At 37.7% G+C, this 21,899-nt stretch carries 19 protein-coding genes, 4 pseudogenes and 1 other annotated feature; of the genes and pseudogenes, 3 read left to right on the top strand and 20 right to left on the bottom strand.

Annotated elements, in window-relative coordinates; genetic code table 11:
• Positions 1-356: 356 nt before the first annotated feature.
• The 9 genes and pseudogenes from P7J58_RS06190 to P7J58_RS06150 all read right to left on the bottom strand — a co-directional run bounded on the left by P7J58_RS06190 (position 357) and on the right by P7J58_RS06150 (position 8,927).
• A pseudogene (locus tag P7J58_RS06190) lies at positions 357-1,650 on the bottom strand (hypothetical protein).
• A gap of 6 nt (positions 1,651-1,656) precedes the next feature.
• Complete coding sequence (locus tag P7J58_RS06185) at positions 1,657-2,499, bottom strand: nucleotidyl transferase AbiEii/AbiGii toxin family protein (RefSeq protein ID WP_000672731.1); 843 nt, start codon at positions 2,497-2,499, stop codon at positions 1,657-1,659.
• Positions 2,496-3,089, bottom strand: a complete 594-nt coding sequence (locus P7J58_RS06180) for a type IV toxin-antitoxin system AbiEi family antitoxin domain-containing protein (RefSeq protein ID WP_408555891.1) — start codon at positions 3,087-3,089, stop codon at positions 2,496-2,498. The genes P7J58_RS06185 and P7J58_RS06180 overlap by 4 nt, the downstream gene beginning before the upstream one ends.
• A 121-nt stretch (positions 3,090-3,210) precedes the next feature.
• Positions 3,211-3,327, bottom strand: a pseudogene (locus tag P7J58_RS06175) (CHAP domain-containing protein); the annotation flags it as partial.
• A gap of 304 nt (positions 3,328-3,631) precedes the next feature.
• A complete protein-coding gene (gene rplL, locus P7J58_RS06170) occupies positions 3,632-3,997 on the bottom strand; it encodes a 50S ribosomal protein L7/L12 (protein WP_002936483.1) in 366 nt (121 codons plus the stop codon).
• 65 nt (positions 3,998-4,062) lie between these two features.
• The gene (gene rplJ, locus P7J58_RS06165) at positions 4,063-4,557 is read right to left on the bottom strand and encodes a 50S ribosomal protein L10 (protein ID WP_002936486.1); all 495 of its coding nucleotides are present in this window, start codon (positions 4,555-4,557) and stop codon (positions 4,063-4,065) included.
• Between the two features lie 26 nt (positions 4,558-4,583).
• Positions 4,584-4,718, bottom strand: a sequence feature (ribosomal protein L10 leader region).
• Between the two features lie 424 nt (positions 4,719-5,142).
• Entirely contained in the window at positions 5,143-7,236 is a 2,094-nt protein-coding gene (topA, locus tag P7J58_RS06160; protein ID WP_408555890.1) for a type I DNA topoisomerase, read from the bottom strand.
• A gap of 92 nt (positions 7,237-7,328) precedes the next feature.
• Entirely contained in the window at positions 7,329-8,171 is an 843-nt protein-coding gene (dprA, locus tag P7J58_RS06155) for a DNA-processing protein DprA (RefSeq protein ID WP_408540380.1), read from the bottom strand.
• Between the two features lie 189 nt (positions 8,172-8,360).
• Positions 8,361-8,927: a sugar O-acetyltransferase gene (locus P7J58_RS06150; RefSeq protein WP_408555889.1), complete on the bottom strand. Its 567-nt coding sequence runs from the start codon at positions 8,925-8,927 to the stop codon at positions 8,361-8,363.
• Between the two features lie 129 nt (positions 8,928-9,056).
• Between P7J58_RS06150 and P7J58_RS06145 the strand changes: the two genes are divergently transcribed.
• From P7J58_RS06145 to trhA, 3 genes are all read left to right on the top strand, one after another.
• A complete protein-coding gene (locus tag P7J58_RS06145) occupies positions 9,057-9,368 on the top strand; it encodes a rhodanese-like domain-containing protein (protein WP_029187273.1) in 312 nt (103 codons plus the stop codon).
• A 96-nt stretch (positions 9,369-9,464) separates the two neighbouring features.
• A complete protein-coding gene (locus P7J58_RS06140; RefSeq protein ID WP_029187274.1) occupies positions 9,465-9,911 on the top strand; it encodes a DUF1836 domain-containing protein in 447 nt (148 codons plus the stop codon).
• Complete coding sequence (gene trhA / locus P7J58_RS06135) at positions 9,901-10,551, top strand: PAQR family membrane homeostasis protein TrhA (RefSeq protein ID WP_398581664.1); 651 nt, start codon at positions 9,901-9,903, stop codon at positions 10,549-10,551. Before P7J58_RS06140 ends, trhA begins: the two co-directional genes overlap by 11 nt.
• Before the next feature lie 376 nt (positions 10,552-10,927).
• Here trhA and P7J58_RS06130 read toward each other — a convergent pair whose 3' ends face one another.
• The 11 genes and pseudogenes from P7J58_RS06130 to P7J58_RS06080 all read right to left on the bottom strand — a co-directional run bounded on the left by P7J58_RS06130 (position 10,928) and on the right by P7J58_RS06080 (position 21,857).
• The gene (locus P7J58_RS06130; protein ID WP_029187276.1) at positions 10,928-12,244 is read right to left on the bottom strand and encodes a glucosyltransferase domain-containing protein; all 1,317 of its coding nucleotides are present in this window, start codon (positions 12,242-12,244) and stop codon (positions 10,928-10,930) included.
• Between the two features lie 8 nt (positions 12,245-12,252).
• Positions 12,253-13,263 (bottom strand): YdcF family protein, encoded by a 1,011-nt coding sequence (locus P7J58_RS06125; RefSeq protein WP_408555888.1) that lies wholly within the window; start codon positions 13,261-13,263, stop codon positions 12,253-12,255.
• A 2-nt stretch (positions 13,264-13,265) separates the two neighbouring features.
• On the bottom strand, positions 13,266-14,039 hold the full coding sequence (locus P7J58_RS06120) for a ribonuclease HII (protein ID WP_408555887.1): 774 nt from the start codon (positions 14,037-14,039) through the stop codon (positions 13,266-13,268).
• On the bottom strand, positions 14,026-14,877 hold the full coding sequence (gene ylqF / locus P7J58_RS06115) for a ribosome biogenesis GTPase YlqF (protein ID WP_100881409.1): 852 nt from the start codon (positions 14,875-14,877) through the stop codon (positions 14,026-14,028). The genes P7J58_RS06120 and ylqF overlap by 14 nt, the downstream gene beginning before the upstream one ends.
• 368 nt (positions 14,878-15,245) lie before the next feature.
• Positions 15,246-15,521, bottom strand: a pseudogene (locus P7J58_RS06110) (site-specific integrase); the annotation flags it as partial.
• Between the two features lie 81 nt (positions 15,522-15,602).
• Positions 15,603-15,740 (bottom strand): annotated as a pseudogene (locus P7J58_RS06105) (DNA-binding protein); the annotation flags it as partial.
• Positions 15,741-15,991: 251 nt separating this feature from the next.
• Complete coding sequence (locus P7J58_RS06100) at positions 15,992-16,885, bottom strand: ROK family protein (RefSeq protein ID WP_004195675.1); 894 nt, start codon at positions 16,883-16,885, stop codon at positions 15,992-15,994.
• Positions 16,886-16,894: 9 nt separating this feature from the next.
• Positions 16,895-18,766: an alpha-N-acetylgalactosaminidase gene (locus P7J58_RS06095; RefSeq protein WP_408555886.1), complete on the bottom strand. Its 1,872-nt coding sequence runs from the start codon at positions 18,764-18,766 to the stop codon at positions 16,895-16,897.
• Positions 18,756-20,090: an alpha-L-fucosidase gene (locus P7J58_RS06090; RefSeq protein ID WP_408555885.1), complete on the bottom strand. Its 1,335-nt coding sequence runs from the start codon at positions 20,088-20,090 to the stop codon at positions 18,756-18,758. Before P7J58_RS06090 ends, P7J58_RS06095 begins: the two co-directional genes overlap by 11 nt.
• Positions 20,087-20,926, bottom strand: a complete 840-nt coding sequence (locus tag P7J58_RS06085) for a carbohydrate ABC transporter permease (protein ID WP_004195668.1) — start codon at positions 20,924-20,926, stop codon at positions 20,087-20,089. The genes P7J58_RS06090 and P7J58_RS06085 overlap by 4 nt, the downstream gene beginning before the upstream one ends.
• Before the next feature lie 10 nt (positions 20,927-20,936).
• Positions 20,937-21,857, bottom strand: coding sequence for a carbohydrate ABC transporter permease (locus P7J58_RS06080; RefSeq protein ID WP_004195666.1), 921 nt, complete (start codon positions 21,855-21,857; stop codon positions 20,937-20,939).
• Positions 21,858-21,899 lie beyond the last annotated feature (42 nt).

Here is a 21,899-nt window from a genome sequence, read left to right as displayed (position 1 = left end):
CTCGTAGCCCAAGTTCAATACCATCATAAAAAAGAAGGCTTGATTTTGTTATCACAATCAGTTCAGGGAAAAGAAAAAAGCTATCGGAAGCACAACCGATAACCTCTGAAGAATACTTAAAAATAAAAAAGAGGAGGACTGACGCATCAGACCCTCCCAGACGTGACTAACACGCCCCAATTCGATACAACAATAATACCACTAATTTCGTTTTCCGTAAATAAACTTACTTATTTATTGAATTGACAACTTCTATCGTTATACTCTATTGCAAAACTAAAATGAAGCCATGACGTGAACACAAATCTACAAAATTAGTATTTCTAGACTTTTGGATTATACCTTTTTTAACAATTCTATACTATTAAATTATAGCGAAATACTTCATTTATGAATTCCTTATCCAAATTTCCGTGAGCAAAATTATTTCTTTGTTTACCTATTCGCTCTGCAATTTCAGAGTGATTATAAGAAATATTGTTTAATTTATACAAGTAACTACCGAATTTATCCAGTATAGTCACACCGTATTCTTCAAAAGTTTGACTAATTTTTTGAGAAAGAGAGAAATAGGATACAACTGATTTTTTTAAATCTTTGTAAATTTTTTTCAGCTTTCCTGTTGAGTTTTTTATCAAACGCTCTAATTCTTTACTAGCTTCTTCTTCCAGTATTTTTCGTTGCTCGCTTTTCCATTCATCTTCTGAAAATAGTCTACTAAACTCCCATTCAAATGCAGCGGTTCTTAATACAAAACTAGCAGCATCAATTATCCGACTATCCCTAAAACTCTTACCTAGATGTCTGAGATATAGATTATTTTCAGCTATGTCATCTAATATCTTTCCCTCATAACCAGCAATATATTTTTGTTGAATATATCTTCCGTCTTTCAATGGCTTCATCTCAATCTCAATACTTTCTTCAATCACATTGAATTCCCCAACCTTTCCTTGAGTATTTGATAATCGAATATCAGTAAAACTAACATTTCTTCGATTACAAAGAAATTGGATAAATTCCTTTGCGATACGATATAACTCTCGTACAAAAGAATAATCTTGAGTTTCTTCAAAATGAAAAACCATTGACGATGATAACGCTAGAGGTGGCTTTTCTATAGATAAACTTGTTGTTCTAGTGACGCCGAAATAAACTTGAACTTCTTTTCCAAAAACGTTAAATTTCTGTTCTTCTGTCGTTGTTGAATCAAAATCATAGGTACTAATATTGATTTTTCCATCGTGTTCTTCAGGTTTATACGAAATTTCAAAGGTACGATTAATTGGATGAATATAGTTTAGCTCTAGCCCGCTAAATGATATTCGACTAATCCTAGGTCTGTCAGAATAACTAACAAAATAGGCCAAAATCGGCACTGTAATGATACCGTTATTTTCCTGAAGTTGCGTGTGTTTATTTGTTAAAAATGTAATAACTCGATTTGTTTCATTTGCCCGTCCATAAAGAAAGTCTTCTTCTACGAATTTAGGCTTCCCTGGCCAAGAAAAGTTTCCTGTTCCTAATTTAGTATAGAACCAAGAATACCTAATTTCATCCTTTTCCCCTTCATTGGGAATCAAGAATAATCTTTCTTCATCGAACGTAAAAAAATTCATACCCCATCATCTGTAAAGTTCCTGTCAACATATAAAACTAAACCTCCAAATGATTTAAAATAATTGCTACTATGTCCACAGATTCCTCAAAACTCGTTTCACTGGCATATCTGAAAGATTTTTGATAACGAGACCAAAGCTGTTTCTGATAGTCAGATCTACGTAATGTCTCTAATTGCTCTTCCCAATTTATCAAAATATCTAAACTTTCTCTTTTTTTAGCAGTATTGTGCAAAGCAGTATTCAATATGTGTACATCAATCTCATCTTTTCGAAGGTGGTACAATGTATAGAGATCATAGCGGTCACGAGGTCTAGTTGAAGCAGCTCCTCGACTTATAATGGTTTCTAATTTTTCAGCAAGAACTGTTTCTAAATTATAAGTCCAAACTTCTAGCTTATCCTCTGAGAAAATGGATTGTAATTGGTATGTAATTTCTCGTGGCGTAATATGGTCACCTGTCGTTATATCAATAAAGACAACTTCACGTAAGGTGTCAAATGTCGCATTTAGTTTAAGGGAAAAACCACCATATTCGTCATCTTGTCGAATTGGCTCTAACTTATCAATTTCAAATTGGAAACTTTCAGAAGGTCGATTGATTATTTCTTTGAAGATTGATTGAATACTTTCTTCGTTAAGAGGTTTATCTTTCAGGGTAACATCTAAATCCATTGTTGTCCGTTTATCTAAGCCAATCATCTGTCCGATAAGAAATCCACCTTTCACAATGAAAGAATCTTTATACCTGCTCTCTGAGATGAGTTTTAAGACTTGTTCAATCAGAAAATTTTGCTGAACTTGTTGAGCAGGTATTCCTTTTTCTCTTGCAATATTCTTGACTTTTGCTTTGAAACTATTAGCATTTGAAAATTTCACGACAAGACCTCCACATATGATTGTAGTTTTTCAGTTACTTTAAATAGATGTGCATAGTGATACAACTTAGTGTAATCTACAACTCCTTTTTTGAAGTAAGCTTGAAAAGCTGGGGCAATAACTTGAATATCGACATGGTAAGCTGTTCTCAAACACTCCACTAATGTTCGTTCCATATCATATACTGAGATAAACTGTCCAGCCTGTCGCTCCAGTCTAATAATACCGATTTCATGATACTTTCTAGCAACAATCGGCTTGACCCCAGCTTCTTTCATTGGCCTCGTATTTGTCCCAAAAGGAAAAGTCATCACAGGCTCAAATGGAATGGTAAGGGACAGACCATGTAACCAAAGTGCTGTTTCTAAGGAATAAATTCCTTTTGGAAAACGGTACTGTAAACTAAAATAGTCATCGATATAGGTATCTGGCAGATGATAGATACCTCTTTCAATTGATTCTACTTTCCCTTTTGAGACTAATTGATTCAGTTGTTGATAAGAAAAGTTATGCTCTTCCATTTCACGAAAAGTTATTACTCCATGATTATTTTTAATATAATTATAAACGGGTTTCTCTAACAAATCCATATCACCACCTCCAAAACAATATGCTAACACTTTATAACAATGTTAGCACATTGTTTTAAAATAATCAACGATAAACAGAACAATATGCTAACAAATCAAGTTATTGTTAGCATATCCTTTTTTAATTCGTCGTATAAGCAAAACTCAAGCTACTATCCACTCCAGATAATTTACGGAAGGTATAGTTTGGATTGCCATTGTAGTTGGTTTCGGAGAAAAGGAATGAACCATTTGGACAGAATTTGCGAATATTGGCCGTTCATCAAACAAAAGTGCGTTCATACACACCTCTTACATCATTATTCAAAAAAGAAAAGCAACCTGAATATTCTAATTACTTTAAAGATATAATATTTTAAAATCAGACTACGTTGAACCCTGTTGGAGTTTGATTTGGATATACAAAATTGGATTTAATAATCGCTCTCCTTAGTAACTAATACTCATTTAAAATCAAACGGATATTCTTTCCAACAAAAAAACCGCTACTCCGAAGAATTGCGGTTTAATCATGTTATTAAGCTACTTGAGTAGTTACTTTATTATTTAAGAGTAACTGAAGCGCCTGCTTCTTCCAATTTAGCTTTGATTTCTTCAGCTTCTGCAGTTGCAACGCCTTCTTTAACCATAGCTGGTGCACCGTCAACAAGCTCTTTAGCTTCTTTAAGACCAAGACCAGTGATTTCACGTACAACTTTGATAACGCCAACTTTTTTGTCGCCAGCAGATGTCAATTCAACGTCGAATGAGTCTTTAGCTTCTTCAGCAGCACCACCAGCTGCAGCAACAGCTACAGGAGCAGCCGCAGTTACACCAAATTCTTCTTCGATAGCTTTAACAAGGTCGTTAAGCTCAAGGATAGTAGCTTCTTTAATTTCAGCAATAATGTTTTCAATGTTCAATGCCATTGTGATTTTCCTCCAATTTAGGTTTTTAAATAGTTTGTAGCACTAAGCAGCTACGCTCTGACGCATTAAGCTGCGTCTTCTTTTTCTGCAACAGCTTTGACAGCGTATGCAACGTTGCGAACTGGCGCTTGAAGTACAGAAAGCAACATAGAAAGCATGCCTTCGCGGTTTGGCAATGTAGCAAGTGCTTCGATTTCTTCTTTTGAAGAAACTTTACCTTCTACAGCTCCACCTTTGATTTCAAGAGCATCAGCAGTTTTCGCGAAATCGTAAATTGTTTTAGCTGGAGCAACTGCATCGTTTGAGAATGCAACTGCAGATGGACCTACAAACAATTCTGCAAGACCTTCAAGACCAGCTTGCTCAGCAGCACGACGCAAGATTGAGTTTTTGATAACTTTGTACTCAACTTCTGCACCACGCAAGTTACGACGAAGAACTGTATCTTGTTCTACTGTCAAACCACGAGCGTCTACAACAACGATAGAAGTTGCAGCTTTCATTTGCTCAGCAACGGCATTTACTAATTCCGCTTTTTTAGCGATAATAGCTTCACTCATTTTTTTACCTCCGTTTTTATTTTGGGCTAGGCACAAAAAAATCGTACCTAAACCTAGACACGAAAGTACAAATACGTTTATCTCAATAATCGTTTTGTGCCTCGGTAGGATGTTTATGAGTCCAGCTCCCCTACTGTCTTAGGTCAGTTTTTTCAAACCTCAATTATCATAACACAGTATTTTCAATAATGCAAGACTTTTCTCCTATTTTTTTAATTTTTTAATTTTTTAAACATTTTTTCAAACTGATATTGCCGTTTAGTTCGTTTTAGTTGTAGAGGTCAGACTTGGAATGTGAAACACGAATTGCTGTGATTTGCTTCGCAAATCTTATCTCCAACCTTTTTACCTCGATTTTTTCATTTCTATGCTCAGGCTGAAACAGTTCACTGAACAGTTTCACTCCACTGGCCTGTTAAACCCAATCAACCACTGCACTGAGAAGTGACTTTGAACTTTTTGACCAGCCTCGTTTAAAGTTGAAAATAAGGAAACGAAGTTTCCTCGCTTGTCGAAGTAAGCTAAGATAAACTAAACATGACTATAAAAAACAACTGCCATTCCCTTGAGAATAGCAGTTTAATCTTATTTAATTTTGTCTTCTTCGTAGTCGCCATTTGGGCAGACAACTTGTTTGCTACCACCACGAACTTTTTTCTCTACGAGATAGTGGTCACATTTTGGACAGGAACGTCCGACTGGCTTGTCCCAAGAAGTAAATTCACACTCTGGGTAACGATCGCAACCATAGAAAAGACGATTGCGTTTACTCTTGCGTTCAATCACCTGACCTTTTTGGCAAACCGGACAAGTCACACCGATTTCCTTGGTGATTTGTTTGGTATTGCGACAGTCTGGGAAATTGCTACAAGCGTAGAATTTTCCAAAACGACCTAGCTTGATGACCATTTCACGACCACAAACATCACAATCAAAACCAGCTGGCTCATCCTTAATTTGGATTTTCTCCATCTGCTCTTCAGCCTTAGATAGCTCAACCTTGAACGGTTGGTAGAAACCATCAATGACCTTCTGCCACTGCTCTTTCCCGATTTCTACATCATCCAATTTCTGTTCCATATCGGCTGTAAATTTGACATTAACGATATCTGGGAAGAACTCAACAATCAGCTTGTTGACAATTTCCCCGAGTTCAGTCGGCTCAAATCGTTTGGCAGCAAGCTTAACATAATAGCGTTTCTGAATGGTTTCAATGGTTGGTGCGTAGGTTGACGGACGACCAACACCGTTTTCCTCTAGGGTCTTGATTAAAGTTGCTTCTGAATAGCGAGCAGGCGGTTGAGTAAAATGCTGTTCAGGATTTGTTGTTGTTCTAACAACCGTATCTCCATGCTCCATGTCTGGCAACATCTTATTCTTATCAGAGTCATTATAGACTGCCATGTAACCATCAAACTTCACTTGGCTACCATTGGCAGCGAAAATGACACCATTTTGCCCTAGACGAACACTCATGGTATCAAAGACTGCCGCTGCCATCTGACTAGCTACAAATCGATTCCAAATCAAAGTATAAAGACGAAGTTGGTCCTTATCCAAATACTTGGCAATAGACTCTGGTGTCAAATGAACATTTGACGGACGAATGGCCTCATGGGCATCCTGTGCTCCTGTCGCATTCTTGACCTTGCTACCATGTTTTGAATAGGTAGCACCAAAACGCTCCGTGATAAAGTCAGCAGCTTGTGCTTGTGCAACAGGGCTAATACGTGTTGAATCCGTACGCATATAGGTAATCAAACCTTGGGTACCACCTGTGCCAAGACTGACACCCTCATAAAGTTGTTGAGCAACCATCATGGTTTTACGAGTACGGAAATTGATTTTATTAGCCGCATCCATCTGCATGGTAGAAGTTGTGTAAGGCAGAGGTGCATTTCGTTTGCGTTCCTTACGCTCAACCTGTTCTACTAAGAAATCATCCCCATCAAGTCGAGCGAGAATTTCTTTAACCTGCTCATTGTTTTCAATTTTAGTTTTCTTTCCATCTATACCGTAGAATGAAGCCTGGAATTTCTTGCTCCCCTTTTTGAAGGTTGCATCAATTGTCCAATATTCTTCTGGTTTGAAATTGCTGATTTCATTTTCACGGTCGATGATGAGCTTGAGGGCAACAGACTGCACACGGCCTGCAGACAAGCCTTTTTTGACTTTCTTCCAGAGAATGGGTGAAATCGAATATCCAACGATACGGTCTAAAACACGACGAGCCTGTTGGGCATCAACCAAATCATGATTGATGGCACGTGGCTCCTTAAAGGCATTTTTGACAGCATCCTTGGTGATCTCGTTGAAAACAACACGGTTTTTATCCTTTTCGTCTAGTCCCAAAATATGAGCCAGATGCCATGAAATAGCTTCTCCTTCACGGTCCGGGTCACTCGCGAGAAAGACTTGCTTAGCATTTTTTGCTTCTTTTTTCAAAGAATTGATGAGTGGTCCTTTTCCACGGATGTTGATGTACTCAGGTGCATAGTTGTTATCAAAGTCAATAGACATACTAGATTTCTTCAAATCTCGAATATGCCCGACTGAAGCAACGACCTTATAATTTTTACCAAGATATTTTTCGATTGTTTTTGCCTTAGCAGGCGACTCTACAATAACGAGATTTTTCTTGGTTGTTGTTTTTTTCTTACTAACTGTTTTTGTAGCCATTCTTATACCTTACAAATATTTTTAACCTCACAAAGAATATACTATTTTTCAGTCAGTGTCAAGATTTTTATTTTCCTATAGGAAAACTTATTTTAAAATTGATAGTCCGAAAGGATGTCCAAGCCTGATGTAATGCACTTTGCCCCCTCTTGAATCAAATGATGGCAACCATCTGATTTTCCGTCCATAATGGAACCTGGAATAGCATAGACTTCTCTTCCTTCTTCCAAGGCACGTTCACAAGTAATCAAGCTGCCAGACCGCATCTTAGCTTCACAGACTACCAATCCTTCCACCAAACCAGCTATAATGCGATTGCGTTCTGGAAAATGGTATTTGAGTGGCTGAGCACCAGCTTCATACTCTGTCAGCACCAAATGGTGTTTTCCGATGTAGGTCTGTAATTCTCTATTTTCTTTGGGATAAATCTTATCCAAACCAGTTCCAATAACTGCAATGGTTTGGCCTCCATTTTTCAAACTGGCGATGTGGGCTGCTGTATCAATTCCTCTTGCCAAACCACTGACAATGACAAAGCGATTATTGAGTTCTTTGATAATTTTCTGGACAGACTGAATGCCATTTTTGCTGGCATTTCGTGTACCAACAATTGCCAGCTTTGATTTTTCTAGCAATTCTAAATCCCCTTGATAAAACAAAAGTACAGGTGGATTGTAAATTTGCTTCAATGCTAGTGGATAGACATCATCCAAAATCGAAAAAGAAGGAAACTTGTTAAATTCTTCTCGACAGGCTTTGATATCCAAATTCTTATAGTTTTCCATAAATAACACTGGATTTTTACATTCGGATACGACAGCGACATTTCGCAAGGTCAATTTTTTTCCGTGTTTTTCTTGATAGGCCAAAACTTTATTCACATTAAGATTGGTCAAACCTGCTTTTTTCCATTTAAACAATTCAAAATTATTCATTTTCTTCACCTCACTTATACTATTCGCAAGGGAAAGAAAAAATGGGAGTGGGAAAGAACTCGACCCCAAAAAGAGTTCGTCTTCCCACCCCCGCACAGTTGATTAGGTCAGATTTGGAGTGTGAGACACGAACAAATCTGCCAATCAACCACTGCGCTGAGATGTTGACAAGAACTCTGAGAAGTGACGCTATCCCCTTAATTTTTGAGGTATTTCTTTGATAACACGCGCAGGATTGCCAGCCAAAACGACATTATCACCAAAAGACTTAGTCACGACAGAACCAGCACCAACAACAACATTGTTGCCCAAGGTCACACCAGGTAAGATTGTCACACCACCACCAGCCCAGAAATTATCACCAATGGTAATTGGAGAGCCATATTCCAAACCAGAATTTCGTTCATCAGGATCTAGTGGATGAAGTGGCGTTAGCAACTGTACATTGGGACCAAGCATGGCATTTTTCCCAATGGTAATGGGACAAACATCCAACATGGTACAGTTAAAATTTGCATAAAAATCCTCACCAACATGAATATTGCTACCGTAGTCACAGTAGAAATTTGGCTCCATGTAAATCCGCTCACCTGTAGCTCCAAACCAATTTTTCAATTGCTCCGAACGGGCTTGACCATCTAATTCTTCGTTAAATTTTTTCATCTGTTGGCGGGCAAAGGTTCGCATCTCTCTCAATTCAGCATCTGCCGCCATATAACATTGCCCAGCTATCATCTTTTCTTTTTCTGTAGGCATATATTTACTCCCTTTTTTATTCTTACTACTAATCATAGGATTTCTCATTCTAAAAGTCAATCCTTCTTGACAAGTCCAGCTAAGATTTGGTATTGTTCTTATTAATTTAAACCAACGAAAGAGGGAATCATGCAAGAAAAACATGAACAAACTATAACTTTGACTACTGCAGAATTGCTTGGGTTGATACAAACTGAATCGGTGCAATTACTAGACGTTCGTGACCCAGAAGAATATTCAGCTGGTCATATTGATGGTGCTATTAATTGTCCCATGGATCGGATTGCCACATTTGATGGACCAGTCGACCAACACTATCTCCTCATCTGTAAGAGCGGAAAACGTAGCAAGCTGGCCAGAGAAATCCTGTCATCTAAAGGATTTAAGGCAAATGATATTGCAGGTGGCATGGATGCTTGGGACGGATTGATTGTGAAATGAGGGTATTTCGGAAAGGAAGTACCCTTTTTCTTTACTTTATTTTTTAAAAATTATATAATCTAGTTATGGATACTAGATAAAAGAAAGTAGATAATCATGAAACAAACTATTCCCTACTGGCATGAATTACCTGATTTAGATTTATATTTGGACCAAGTTCTGCTGTATGTTAATCAGACGACCACTTCATCAGAGCTATTGGAACAAAAAAGTTTGACGGCCTCTATGATAAACAACTACGTCAAACATAAACAGCTTGAAAAACCTGTTAAGAAAAAATATCAAAAACAGCAAGTTGCCCGCTTGATTGCCTTGACTATCTTAAAAAATGTCTTTTCTATTCAAGAAATCAGTCAGACCTTAAATCTTCTTCTCCACTCGAACAACTCTGAAACCTTATACAATCATTTTGTTGACTGCATGCGAAATGAGGAGAGCGATGAAACGCCTGACATCATTCGTTATGCCTGCCAGTCTGTTAAACTATATTACAAAACCCGTCAACTCACCATGGAGTTAGAAAGGAGTCACCATGAATCCTAGTTTGAAATTAAGCCTGAAATTGTCTTTTGGCGAAGAAGTCGCAAATACTGTCACCCATGCAGTCGGTGCCTTGCTTATGTTGGTCTTACTCCCCATTACTGCTATCCATTCTTTTCAAGATTATAACGTGACCGCTGTGGTCGGCATGTCCATCTTTGTCATCAGCCTATTTCTCATGTTCCTATCCTCCTCCATCTACCACTCCATGCCTTATGCTTCTACTCACAAATACATCCTAAGGATTATCGACCACAGCATGATTTACATTGCTATCGCTGGAAGTTACACACCTGTAGCACTTTCCTTGGTCGGTGGCTGGTTGGGATATCTAATTGTTGGTTTGCAATGGGGATTGACCATTTTCGGTATTCTCTACAAAATATTTGCTAAAAAAATCAATGAAAAATTCAGCCTTTTCCTCTATCTCTTTATGGGATGGTTGGTTGTCTTTATCTTGCCAGCTATTCTGCAAAAGACTGGACTTGTTTTCGGAATTTTGATGCTAGCTGGTGGTTTATCTTATACTATTGGAGCCCTCTTCTACGCCAAGAAAAAGCCTTACTTCCACATGATTTGGCATCTCTTTATCCTACTGGCTTCAGCACTTCAGTATATCGCCATTGTCTACTTTATGTTGTGACCTATGTTACGAGTTCACAGATTATTGATACTTGGCTACTTTTGAAATTTCTTGAGCAGGTGATTCATACTCATTTAAAATCAAAAATAGCTATCTACCAATAAAAGTAGATGTAGATGGTTTCGATTTTGAATTTTTTCAAAAGAAAACAACATGCTTAAAATTAATGATTCGTAACTCGAACATAAATAGAACAGTTTTGCGTATTATAAATAATTTACGCTTGCTATTTTTGAACTTAACTGAGTATCAGTATAAACAAAAAATAAAACGCATAAAACCATCGTTATAAGTGAAACGTATAGTTTTATGCGTTTTTCTACTGCTATTAGAATACCTTAGTATACAAACTGAATTCGATTCATCATAATACTAACTATTCAAAAATAATATACACTACTTTTTTTACGTCATCCAATTGTATCCAACTTGTATTTGGATTGGTATAAAACGATATAGATTGTTGACTGATTTCTTGATTCTCTTCTATTGTTGAAGGAATATAGTTCACACCTTCTAACTTTAAAAAGTTATCACTTCGTCCTTGACTTGGTAAAGGATCCCACCAAAAGAAACTCTTACCAACTGGTTCTCCAGCAATAATAAATGGAATTCGATTTCCTTGATACTTACCAATAAATTGCACACGATAGTCAGAGTTTGGAATTGCTTTCTTAATTGTTTGAGCCAAGTTGCGATCGTCTTGATACTGACGGTAATTCTGATATACCAAAAAGACTGTAATCATTGTGAAAGTAATCAAGGATAATTCTATGAAATGTTTTAGCTTTTTCTTTTTACCATAATAAATTGACGAAAAGATAATACCTACTACAAATGGAAACGTAGGAAATAAAGCACGGTATTGCAAATTTCCTACAGCAGCTAAAGTTAAGAAAGGTGAACAATAAAATGCAGATTTAAGAAAAAAACTGCTCATATCTATCTTTTTCGAAAATAATTCAAATAAAAAATAAATAGTAACAAAAACTATGATAACAATCGCCAATAGAGATACTTTACTTAAAAACAAAATATGAAGGTAATCACTATTTCCATTTTGTTGATTGAATAAGTGGTTAAGTAACCAATACACCCCCAAACTAAAACAAGGTGCTAAAAAGAGTTTCAATATAACTAACCGTGGTTTCAATGTATCCTTATTTTGTAGTAAAAAATAAGAAGTGCTAGCGATTATAAAGTCCAGAAAAGATTGGTAAACACTAATGGCGAATCCAAATATTAAAATCGGAATCAACCAAGTATACCAGTTGGTTGATGTTGAAAAATAATAAGCAGATAAAACTACCAATAAACAGGTAAAAACCACTTCTGCATTTTGTAATTGAAAATAAATCTGAAAATAAGTAATCGGCAAGGATAAGAAAGTTAGAGAAAATATAATAAGATGAACTTTTAATTTTTTACTTACAAAGTACAAAAAGAAACCCAGCCCTATTATCATTATTAGGTTATTTAAAATTGGAGAATATCCTGTTGGAAAAAAGAGTTTTTTCAAACCAACTAGACCAATCCGTCCTATTGTTTCCCAAGAAAATAACAAATAGTCATAATGAAGAATTGCATTTTCTGTATCAATCCCAACAGTTGGAAAGATAATAAAGTGCCCCAAAAATAATATTGGAAGGAGATAGGCCCAAATCAAGTCTTTAAATCGTATAAAAAATCTCATTTTTCCTCCTAATGCATTAAACTGATAATCATTCCAATCAGATAAAGGACTGACACGATGCTCAAAAATACCAAATGCGTCTTTCGACTCATGACCACATAGCCAACAAATTCCCGAATAAAGGCATTTAGGCTAAAGTAAAATTTTGTCTTTGCTCCGTAGCCGATACACTTGATTTTCAATTGTCGTGCCAATAGCAGAGCTCTGAAAACGTGATAGTAATTGGTTACAAGGGCAAATCGACTGCCAGGTTTCATCAGGGCATAGGAAAATTTCAAGTTTTCCTCGGTATTAGTTGATTGATTTTCTATCACAATATCTTCCGCAGGAATGCCCTGCTCCATAGCATAATTTGCCATAGCTTGACCTTCTGCCAGGAGTTCATCAGGACCCTGTCCGCCTGACATGATGAGCTTGCTGCCAGGATGTTTCTTGTAGATCGCTATGCCTTTTTCAATCCGCGAAGCCAAAAGCGGCGTTACCTTGTCACCAATTAAGCCCGCACCTAAGACCACCACATAATCAAGCTTGCCTGGGAAAAGATTGACCAAATTGACAAAGCTAGACGTGGTATAGAGCATGCTGATGATAATAGCATAGGACACCAAAAAACCAACGTAGAGGAACAGCATGATGAAAAAGCTGATGCCTGAAAGGGATTGAACCACAAAGGGAGCGATGAAGAGATAGTAAGTCAGGGCAACCGCCAGTCCCATGGATAGGAAATTATGGAAGCGAACCCCTTCTCTCTTCAAAATCTGAAAGCCATTCAGATAAAGTGTGAAAAGCAAGACAAATGGACCACTTAACAAGGCTAAAAAGAGCACCATAGCCATGTTTATGGCCAGCAAACGTAAGATTTCATTGTTTTCGAGAATGCCTGTTGAGATAATCCATGCCAAAGCCCAGACGAGGATGTTCAAGGCAAACAGTGAGATAAAAATCGACCGCCGCTCCCAGAAATAGACGAGAGCAAACAGACCGATAGCAGCTAAAAATAGCCAGAAAAAGACTGTCACAACTAGTTTCCTCCTGTTACCATAGACTTAATGGGCTCAAAGGTTTTGCGGTGAATGGGCGTGATACCTAGCTTGTTCAAGCCTTCCAAGTGCTCTGCCGTTCCATAGCCAGCATTCTTGGCGAAGCCGTAGCCTGAGAACTCCTTGTCATAGTCTGTCATCATCTTGTCCCGCGTCACCTTGGCCACGATAGAGGCCGCTGCGATAGACAGGCTGTTGGCATCCCCCTTGATGATAGAGGTTTGCGGTATGGAGGTATCCAACTTCATAGCATCGATGAGCAGGTGGTCAGGTTTCTGGCCTAATTTCCCCAAAGCCTCCAGCATGGCTAACTTGGTCGCCTCGTAGATGTTGACCTGATCGATGACAGCTGCATCTTTTATTCCCACACCGACTGCCACCGCTCGCTCCATGACTTCTTGGTAGATTGCTTCATGCTTGGACTTAGGGATTTTCTTGGAGTCGTTGAGGTAGCGGATTTTGCACCCTTTGGGCAAGATAACCGCCGCTGCCACCACCGGACCTGCTAGAGGCCCTCGGCCGACTTCGTCGATACCAGCGATGAACTTCGCCCCATTTTCATAAAGGGCTTTTTCGTAGAATAGCATAGCTTCTAAGCGAGCGTCTTCTGCTGCTTCTTTTTCCAGATCCTTACGGCGTTTCTTAATGGCAGCCTGGACCCCTGCTCGATCATCCTGAGCCAGTTGGTCCCAGACTGGACTGTCCAGACTGTCTACCTGAGCCAGCAGAGCAGTCACTTCCTTAATCGTTGCCATCTAAGTCACTCACCCTGTCTAATGTATAAGTACCCAAGCGACCATCCCGAACGTCCTTGACAAAGAGGTTATAAAAACGGTCATAATCATCACGGAAGCCTAGTTTTTTTGTCCAGTCCATGATGAGTTCAGGTGTTTCCTGCTCCAAATCCATGCCCTTGAACCGCTCTTGTAGACGTTCTGGGTAGTTGGCTTTGAAGTAGTCCAAACCAAAAATGGTGACTTCGTCCATAGGCAAAAGTTGGTCCTTGATAGCCCCAGTCAGAGCCAACTTGAGACCAACTTCCTGGTCCTCAAATTTAGGCCAGAGAATACCTGGTGTATCAAGGATTTCAAGATTCTTGTTAGACTTGAGCCACTGTTGACCCTTGGTCACACCTGGTTTGTTGCCGACAACAGCGATTTTTTTACCAGCCAGACGGTTCATGAGAGTGGATTTTCCAGCGTTTGGAATACCGATAATCATGGTCCGCAAGGTTTCTTTTTGAATACCTCTTTGGCGTAGGCGTTCAATCTTCTCTTTCATAAGGCTCTTGGCTGCGTCGGTCACCTTTTTCACCGTCGCTTGCTCTTTTGAGTTAATAGCAAGGGTACGGATGCCTTGACCTTCAAAGTAGCTCTGCCATTCTTTGGTACAAACAGGGTCTGCCAAATCGACCTTGTTGAGAATCATGAGCTTGGGCTTATCACCAACAATTTTGGTCAACATGGGGTTTTGGCTGGATAAGGGCAGGCGGGCATCGACCAAAATGGTCACAAAATCAACGTGCTTGATGTTTTCTTGTACCTGCCGACGAGCCTTGGACATATGGCCCGGAAACCATTGAATAATTGCCATGTAGTAAAAATCCTTTCGTAGCAAGGGTTTAAGGCCCTTGACTTATTAATTTTTCATCTAGGCACCAAATAGGCACCAAAGTTTCGGTTACCAAGATATTTCATATGCCAATACTTTACCTTTTTTCTTAATAGTCAAAAGTTCAAAATTAGGATAAACTTTTGTAAGTTCTTTTTTATCTTAGGTAGAATATTTGCCGAAATATGTCGAGGTTGATAGCTATTCGATAAATGAAGTTTCTCTCTAAATTCCTGCACTGTTAGAACAATTTTTTCAGCTTTTGAGGTTTCAATCATTTCACTCGCCATTTTCGAATGCTTACTAGTAAAAAATTGATGTGTAGAAAAATCTATATTCTCTATCAATTGTTTGTTTTTTACAGACACAGACCAAGAATTGAACCAACTTTCTTTCAATTCTCCAAACGTTTTTATTTCGGAAACAGAAAAAGAAGATTTAGTTTTTTCCTACAATGTTTTAATTTTTTCAATCAATTCCAGCTCAGCCTGTTTACGTGCTCGACTCGAATTCTTGTAATATGAAACTATTGCGGTCTTCCATTTCCCGATTAGTGGATCTTTATATTTTTCAACTACTTCATATCGAATTTTTCCTTTTGAATTAGTTTTAGTTCTATAAAACATCGTTATTCTCTATATCAAAATAGAAAATCGATACAATTATAGAATTTAACCAATTCATATTATACCATGATTTATTCTGAATTACCGCTTTTGTTTCCATTCAAGAAACTCTTGAAAACCATCTAAATTAATAAATACGATTTTATGGGAGGGGTGCAATATATAGTAACGAAACCTTTTCATTTCTCTCATTTCCTTTAACCAGCGGTTAAGAGTATAGTATTCCTCCAAATGCTATATATTTTTTTGACAATTTGGAGGGCTTCGTGTCTTATTCATACTTGAAACTCTCTTTGTAAATTTATTTCCTACCCATTTAGTAAGTGAATAATTCCATTGCTGGTTTCACTTAAAAAAAGAGCAAAATTTCATGATTTACATCTTGAAATTTTGCTCAATTTTTATTACTTAACTATTATGTTTAACAGTTGATATTCAATTCTTCAAATTTCCTACTAGCATCTTTTATATTATTGGACTAGGAATGCAGAACCAATTATTCCGTTATTGCCGCCATCAATTTTTGAGATGATAATATTTTCTAAAATATGTTTTTGTTCATGATGTAAAGATAGTCTCAAAACTGTCTTTATGTCATCGATAAAATCTGGGTTATTTTGTGCTACACTACCACCCAAAACAATGATTTTTGGATCAAGTAAACAAATCATACTATGGATTGCTTGGACCAATCCATCTCTCGCATTAGCTATAATAGCCGATGCTGTAATATCACCTTGACGCCAATTATCAAACACTGCCTTGGTTGACAAATCTTCACCATACATTTGCTTCCCTTGGCGTTCAATAGCTGGTCCAGAGCAAGAGATTTCTAGACCACTTGTTCTTCCGAAACTTCTAACTGGCATAAATCCAATTTCACCCGCAAAGCCAGAACCCCTTAGAATTGTGTTGTTTATGATATTTGTAGCTGCGATACCAGTAGAAATTGTGATATAACCAAACATATCATTGGCTTCTAGAGACAGTAATCTATACTCAGCATACGCTGCTACTTTCACATCATTGTCAATTTTTATTGGAATATTTCCAAATTCTTCTTGAAGTCGCTTAACAACAGGAAAATTCTCCCATGGAATATTATTTTGAAAAACTGCGATTCCATTTTCAACATCAACTTTTCCCGGCAAGCCAACACCAATCCCTGAAACATCCTCAATATTCAGTTGCTGACTGTTTAGTAGTTCTCGAATAGCTGTACACACGCATTGAAATAAGGTTTCTGACGACTCTTTATTGCTTGGCACCTTTAGACTATAAGCCACATGACCTGTATCATTTACCAGTCCCACAGCAACTTTTGTACCGCCAATATCTACACCTAAAGCATATTTAACTGCCATATCACCCTCCTAGTTTCTCTGCGCAATCAGAATTGTATATGGAGCTAGTTCATACTCTGTTTCTGTCAGAGCTGTATAATCTCCTCTAACCAATTGATAGTCGGAAAGATTGATATTATCTAACTGAATAGTGGCTGAATGACTAGCTGGGTTCCGAAGCGAAAGAATTTCTTTCCCTGCTTCTTCATCAATACATCTGTAACCATAAATTTCAAACGCTGACGGTTTCCCACCAATCATTTGACTGTGTTTTAGGGTCGCGTAATTGTCCTCTATCCACTTGACTGCACGAGCATTGGCTTTCCATCGCTCCTCATCAAACATTGTATAGGAATAATGGAACTCCCAGAAAGCATTCCCACGAGTAGAAATAAACATCAGATAATCTTCAAACTCTTCTACACTTGCATACATTTGATGGTCCATGTACCAGGTATGAGCCGTACTCGCATAGACAGGCTCATGGTTATAAAGGCTCCAAAGAGGCAATTGAATATCTCGTTTGGTCAAAAATTCTTCGTATTGGCAATCACGGTAGGTAATCATCCGTTGAATATCATTCCCAGCATTTTCCGTAAAGCCAACATCCTGTGAAATTTGTATCCAAAGGCTGTTGACCCATTGTAAGAACCATGGGCTAGGATTAACATAGGAAGTCAAGTTCAACCAGCAATCTCTATCTCCTCGCTCTGCCCTTAAATCTTTTAAGAGGTCAATCAAGAATTCATAGACAGGAGTCATAGTGTGCATGGCAAACTCACCACTAGGGTCTGGCTTATCTGGCTTCAGCAACCAACCATCGATTTTCCAATAGCTGATATCATATTTTTTCTGGTAATCCAACATTTTTTGCTTCATGCCTTCCAAATAATTAAAATCACCAATATTGACATCATTTGACAAGGTATTCTTGCTACCGAATTCTGGATGGGCCTCCAACCAGTCACTCATGATAACTTCTGTTCCGTTATAGCCTCCACGTGGTCCGATCCAAAGACCAAGACTTGCACCTAAATTATTTACGAGAGCTTTTACCTTTGTTAGACCGTTAGGGAACTTTTCATTAAACTCCCAAACACTTTGGTAATCGCACCAGCCATCATCAACGACATAGGCATCCAACTTCACACCATTATCTTCAAAGCCATGTGAAATTTCTTCAAAACTTTTTACAATGATTCCTTCATCAATTGCAGTCATATGGTCATACCAAGAATTGTATTGTTTTCTGAAATAACTTGGTTGGGCTATACCACTAATGTAAGTAAAGAAGTCTTTTTGTATACTTGACTTATCAAACCCAGACGATGCACCAATAACAACCGGCCAGATTTTCTTAGGTTTTTTAATCTCGTGTCCAACATAATAGCGAGAAAAATAGGTCTGGTCTTCTATCCTATTCTCCCCCATTGGAAATTCCATGCCAAAAAAGAAAGACTTGGCATAAATTGGCTGTCCCAACTCTACATAATAACCAGAAAATCCAGCCATTTCTTTGATATCTTCTTGCTTTTTAGGTAGATAGACATGTTCTAAATTTGTAAAACTAAACCGTTCCACATCAATATAGTTGATTGTATTTATGGATGACAGAATCGTCACCTCTTTGACAAGAACGTCTTCACGAACTGAATATAGAATGGTCAATTGGATTTCAGAATGATGAAAACTTACCAGAATACTTTCATTGGTTTGCTCGACAACATGGGCCGTAAATTCTTCCGATTTGAGTTGGCTGCCATCACAGTAAGTAACAACAAATTCCGTACATTTTTCGTTCCCAATAGACTCGTTGACCTTTTTATTCAAGAGATGGGAAGTATAAAACTTCCCATCTTCTAATTTAAAATAGCGTGCTACATTTTTATTTTCAATCTTCACTATCATCACCTACTAATTCAATTTTTATCACACTATCAATGCTATCTGGCAATGGATAAGTAAAGTGAGGAATATCACCATACTGTGCAAAGCAAATCCCTTCATACGCATTAGTGGTCCAACTCTTAGAAATCTTCACTTCACTTCCATCATGGAGGAAACTTATTCTTTTGACTTTGCTTTCATCGATACCAATCAGGGCAAGAGGGCCAATTGGCTGTTCGAAGACATGAGCATACACCGTGTTCCCTTTTTGAGTATAGTAGCCCCATTCTGGTTTAGGTAATGAACTAACGCCACAACCATAAATAGACTCACCATTCTTATCTAACCATTTTCCAAAATCACTTAAAATATCTTGACTTTCTTGATTGAGAACACCTAGTGCATCTGGACCTACATTCAGAATCATATTCCCATTCTTACTTACACACTCAACCAACTTACGAATAAGTGTCTTGGACGATTTGTAGAAATGATCCGTAGGATTGTAGGCCCAGTTATTATTCATTGTTAAGCAAAGTTCCCAAGGAATTGGCTCGCCGTGGATATTTCTAATCCCTTTGTGCGGAACAAGCTGCTCAGGACTAACAAAGTCTCCAGAATAGATATTGATTTCATCTGTTACAATACTGCCAAATCCTTCTCCTGATGTTTCTAAACGATTGTCAACAACTACATCTGGTTGATGCTTGCGTACAAGCTTAATCAAATCTGTTGCACGCCACTTTTCACCGAACATTTCTCCATAAGAGTAGTCAAACCATAGAATATCCAGTTTTCCATACTTGGTGACGATTTCTTCCACTTGATTGTGTAAGAAAGTCAAGTAGTTGTCAAAGTCAACCTTCTCATCTTTAAAGGCTTCATTCTCACGCATAGGATGAATCATATCGCCATATTTCGGATAATCTGGATGATACCAGTCTATCAGACTGAAGTATAGACCTACTTTTAATCCTTCTTCTCGTACTGATTCAACAAATTCAGCTACTAAGTCTTTCCTGATTTGTGTATTTGTAGATTTGTAGTCAGTATAGGCTGAGTCAAACAAGCAAAATCCATCATGGTGCTTGGCGGTCAAGACCATATATTTCATACCTGCTGCTTTTGCTGCCTTCGCCCACTCTCTCGGATTGTACTTTACAGGATTAAATGCTTCAAAATATGGCTGATAGTCATCAATGGATAATTGTTGATGACTGCGGATCCACTCCCCTTTTCCAGGGATTGAATAGAGCCCCCAGTGAATGAACATTCCAAAGCGGTCTTTTTGGAACCACTCTGTACGTTTGTTAATTTCTTGTAAACTATTTTTTGTCATCCTTTTACTGCTCCTCCTCCAAGGGCTTCAATAAAGTATTTACTTGCAAATGCAAATAGTAAAATTGGTGGTAAGATAATCACAACAATTGCTGAAAAGAGACCATTATAGTTAGTATTAAAGCTAGTTGTGAATTGACCAAGCAAGGCTGGAACCGTCAGCTCATCTTTATTGATGATCAACATTGATGCCCAATAGTATTCATTCCAGTTATTTATAAAAGCTAAAATTGCTGCTGTTAAAATACCAGGTCTAGCAATAGGTAACATTACTTTCCAAAATGTCTGGGCATAGCTCGCTCCATCAATTTCAGCAGCTTCTTCCAACTCCTTAGGTATTATTGCAAAGTAATTCTTTATGATAAAGAAACTCATGGCAATACCGCTACAAGAGTAGACAAAAATCAGAGCTACTGGCGTATTATATATCCCCAAAACATTTACCAAACGATAGACAGGGAAAGTCATAGCTGTTGCAGGGATAAATAGAGTGGAGTACAACATTGCTGTTATCAGCTTTTTCCCACGGAAATCCATCCGAGCAATAACATAAGATGACATGGAAATCATGATAATACTGATAATCACAGATATGGAAACAACTTTAAAACTGTTCCAAAAATAGTCCAATACATGTAACTCAGTAAAAACCTTGATATAACCATCAAAACTTAAATCAGTTGGCAAACTAATGCCTGGATTTTTCATAGGATCCGCTTTTAATGAGGATAGAAATATCCATAAAATTGGAAACACTGAAATTAAACAAGTAATAGCCATATAGATGTAAATAATTAATTTCCCTGACTTAGAAAGGCCATTCAAACGATTGTCCATATGCTCTACCTCACTTTCTACGTTTACCTTCTTTGAATATCAGATTGATACACAAAATGATTAGCATTCCGCCTAAAATCTGAATCACACCTATAGTGTTAGCTCTGGCATATTGTGTACGAGAACTAGATACCGCTAACTCCCTTATGATAAAACTGATACTTTTTGTTCCAGCTGCACCATTTGTTAGGAAGAATACTTCGTTATACAATAGGAAACCCGAAGTTGCGGCCATAATCGAAACTGTCTTTAATGTTTCTTTTATCATTGGAATGGTGATATACCATTCTCTTCTCCACCCTGTAATGTTATCTAGTATTGCTGCTTCATGGATCTCTTGTGGAATGGCGAAGATTTGACCCAATATCATTATTGTCGATGTCCCTGCAAAGAAAATATAAGCACAAGTCATCGCAATAATATTCAAGCCAGGTGTCAATAAAATCGCATCCGAAAATTCAGGGTTAAAAAAGCGGATAACTTGGTTAACTACTCCATAATTTGGATTGTAGATTTGAAGAAAAATCAAACCCATTGCGGCACTAGAAATAATACTAGGTATGATATAAAGGTTTCGAGATAGTTTCCAACCAGCCAATTTTTTTGATAAGGCTATAGCAACTGATAAAGCTAATGGGACTTGAACTACTACACCTATAATTGCCCATGTAATTGAATTTTTCAGTGCTTCCAAAAAGAAAGGATATTCACTAAAAATGTACTTATAGTTGGCAAAAAGATTGCCAAAACCTAGAAATTCTGGGCTGGTTAAATTCGTATAATCCCACTTAGTAAAGGATGTTGCAAAAATAGTTACCACCGAATAAAAGTAGAAGAGAAAGAAACAAACTAATGTCGGGAGTAAAAATAGAAAAATAAATCGTTGTTTCTGTGCCTTCCTATTTTGTAAGGTCATGGTTTTCTTTGCCATAAAATACTCACTTTCTAAAAAAGGGCTAAGGAATACATCCTT

Origin of the sequence: Streptococcus suis (assembly GCF_046032535.1) — a bacterium.
GTDB classification, from domain to species: Bacteria; Bacillota; Bacilli; order Lactobacillales; family Streptococcaceae; genus Streptococcus; species Streptococcus suis_AK.
The sequence above is the reverse complement of the archived record's forward strand: the minus strand, read 5'-3'. Positions and strand labels throughout refer to the sequence as shown.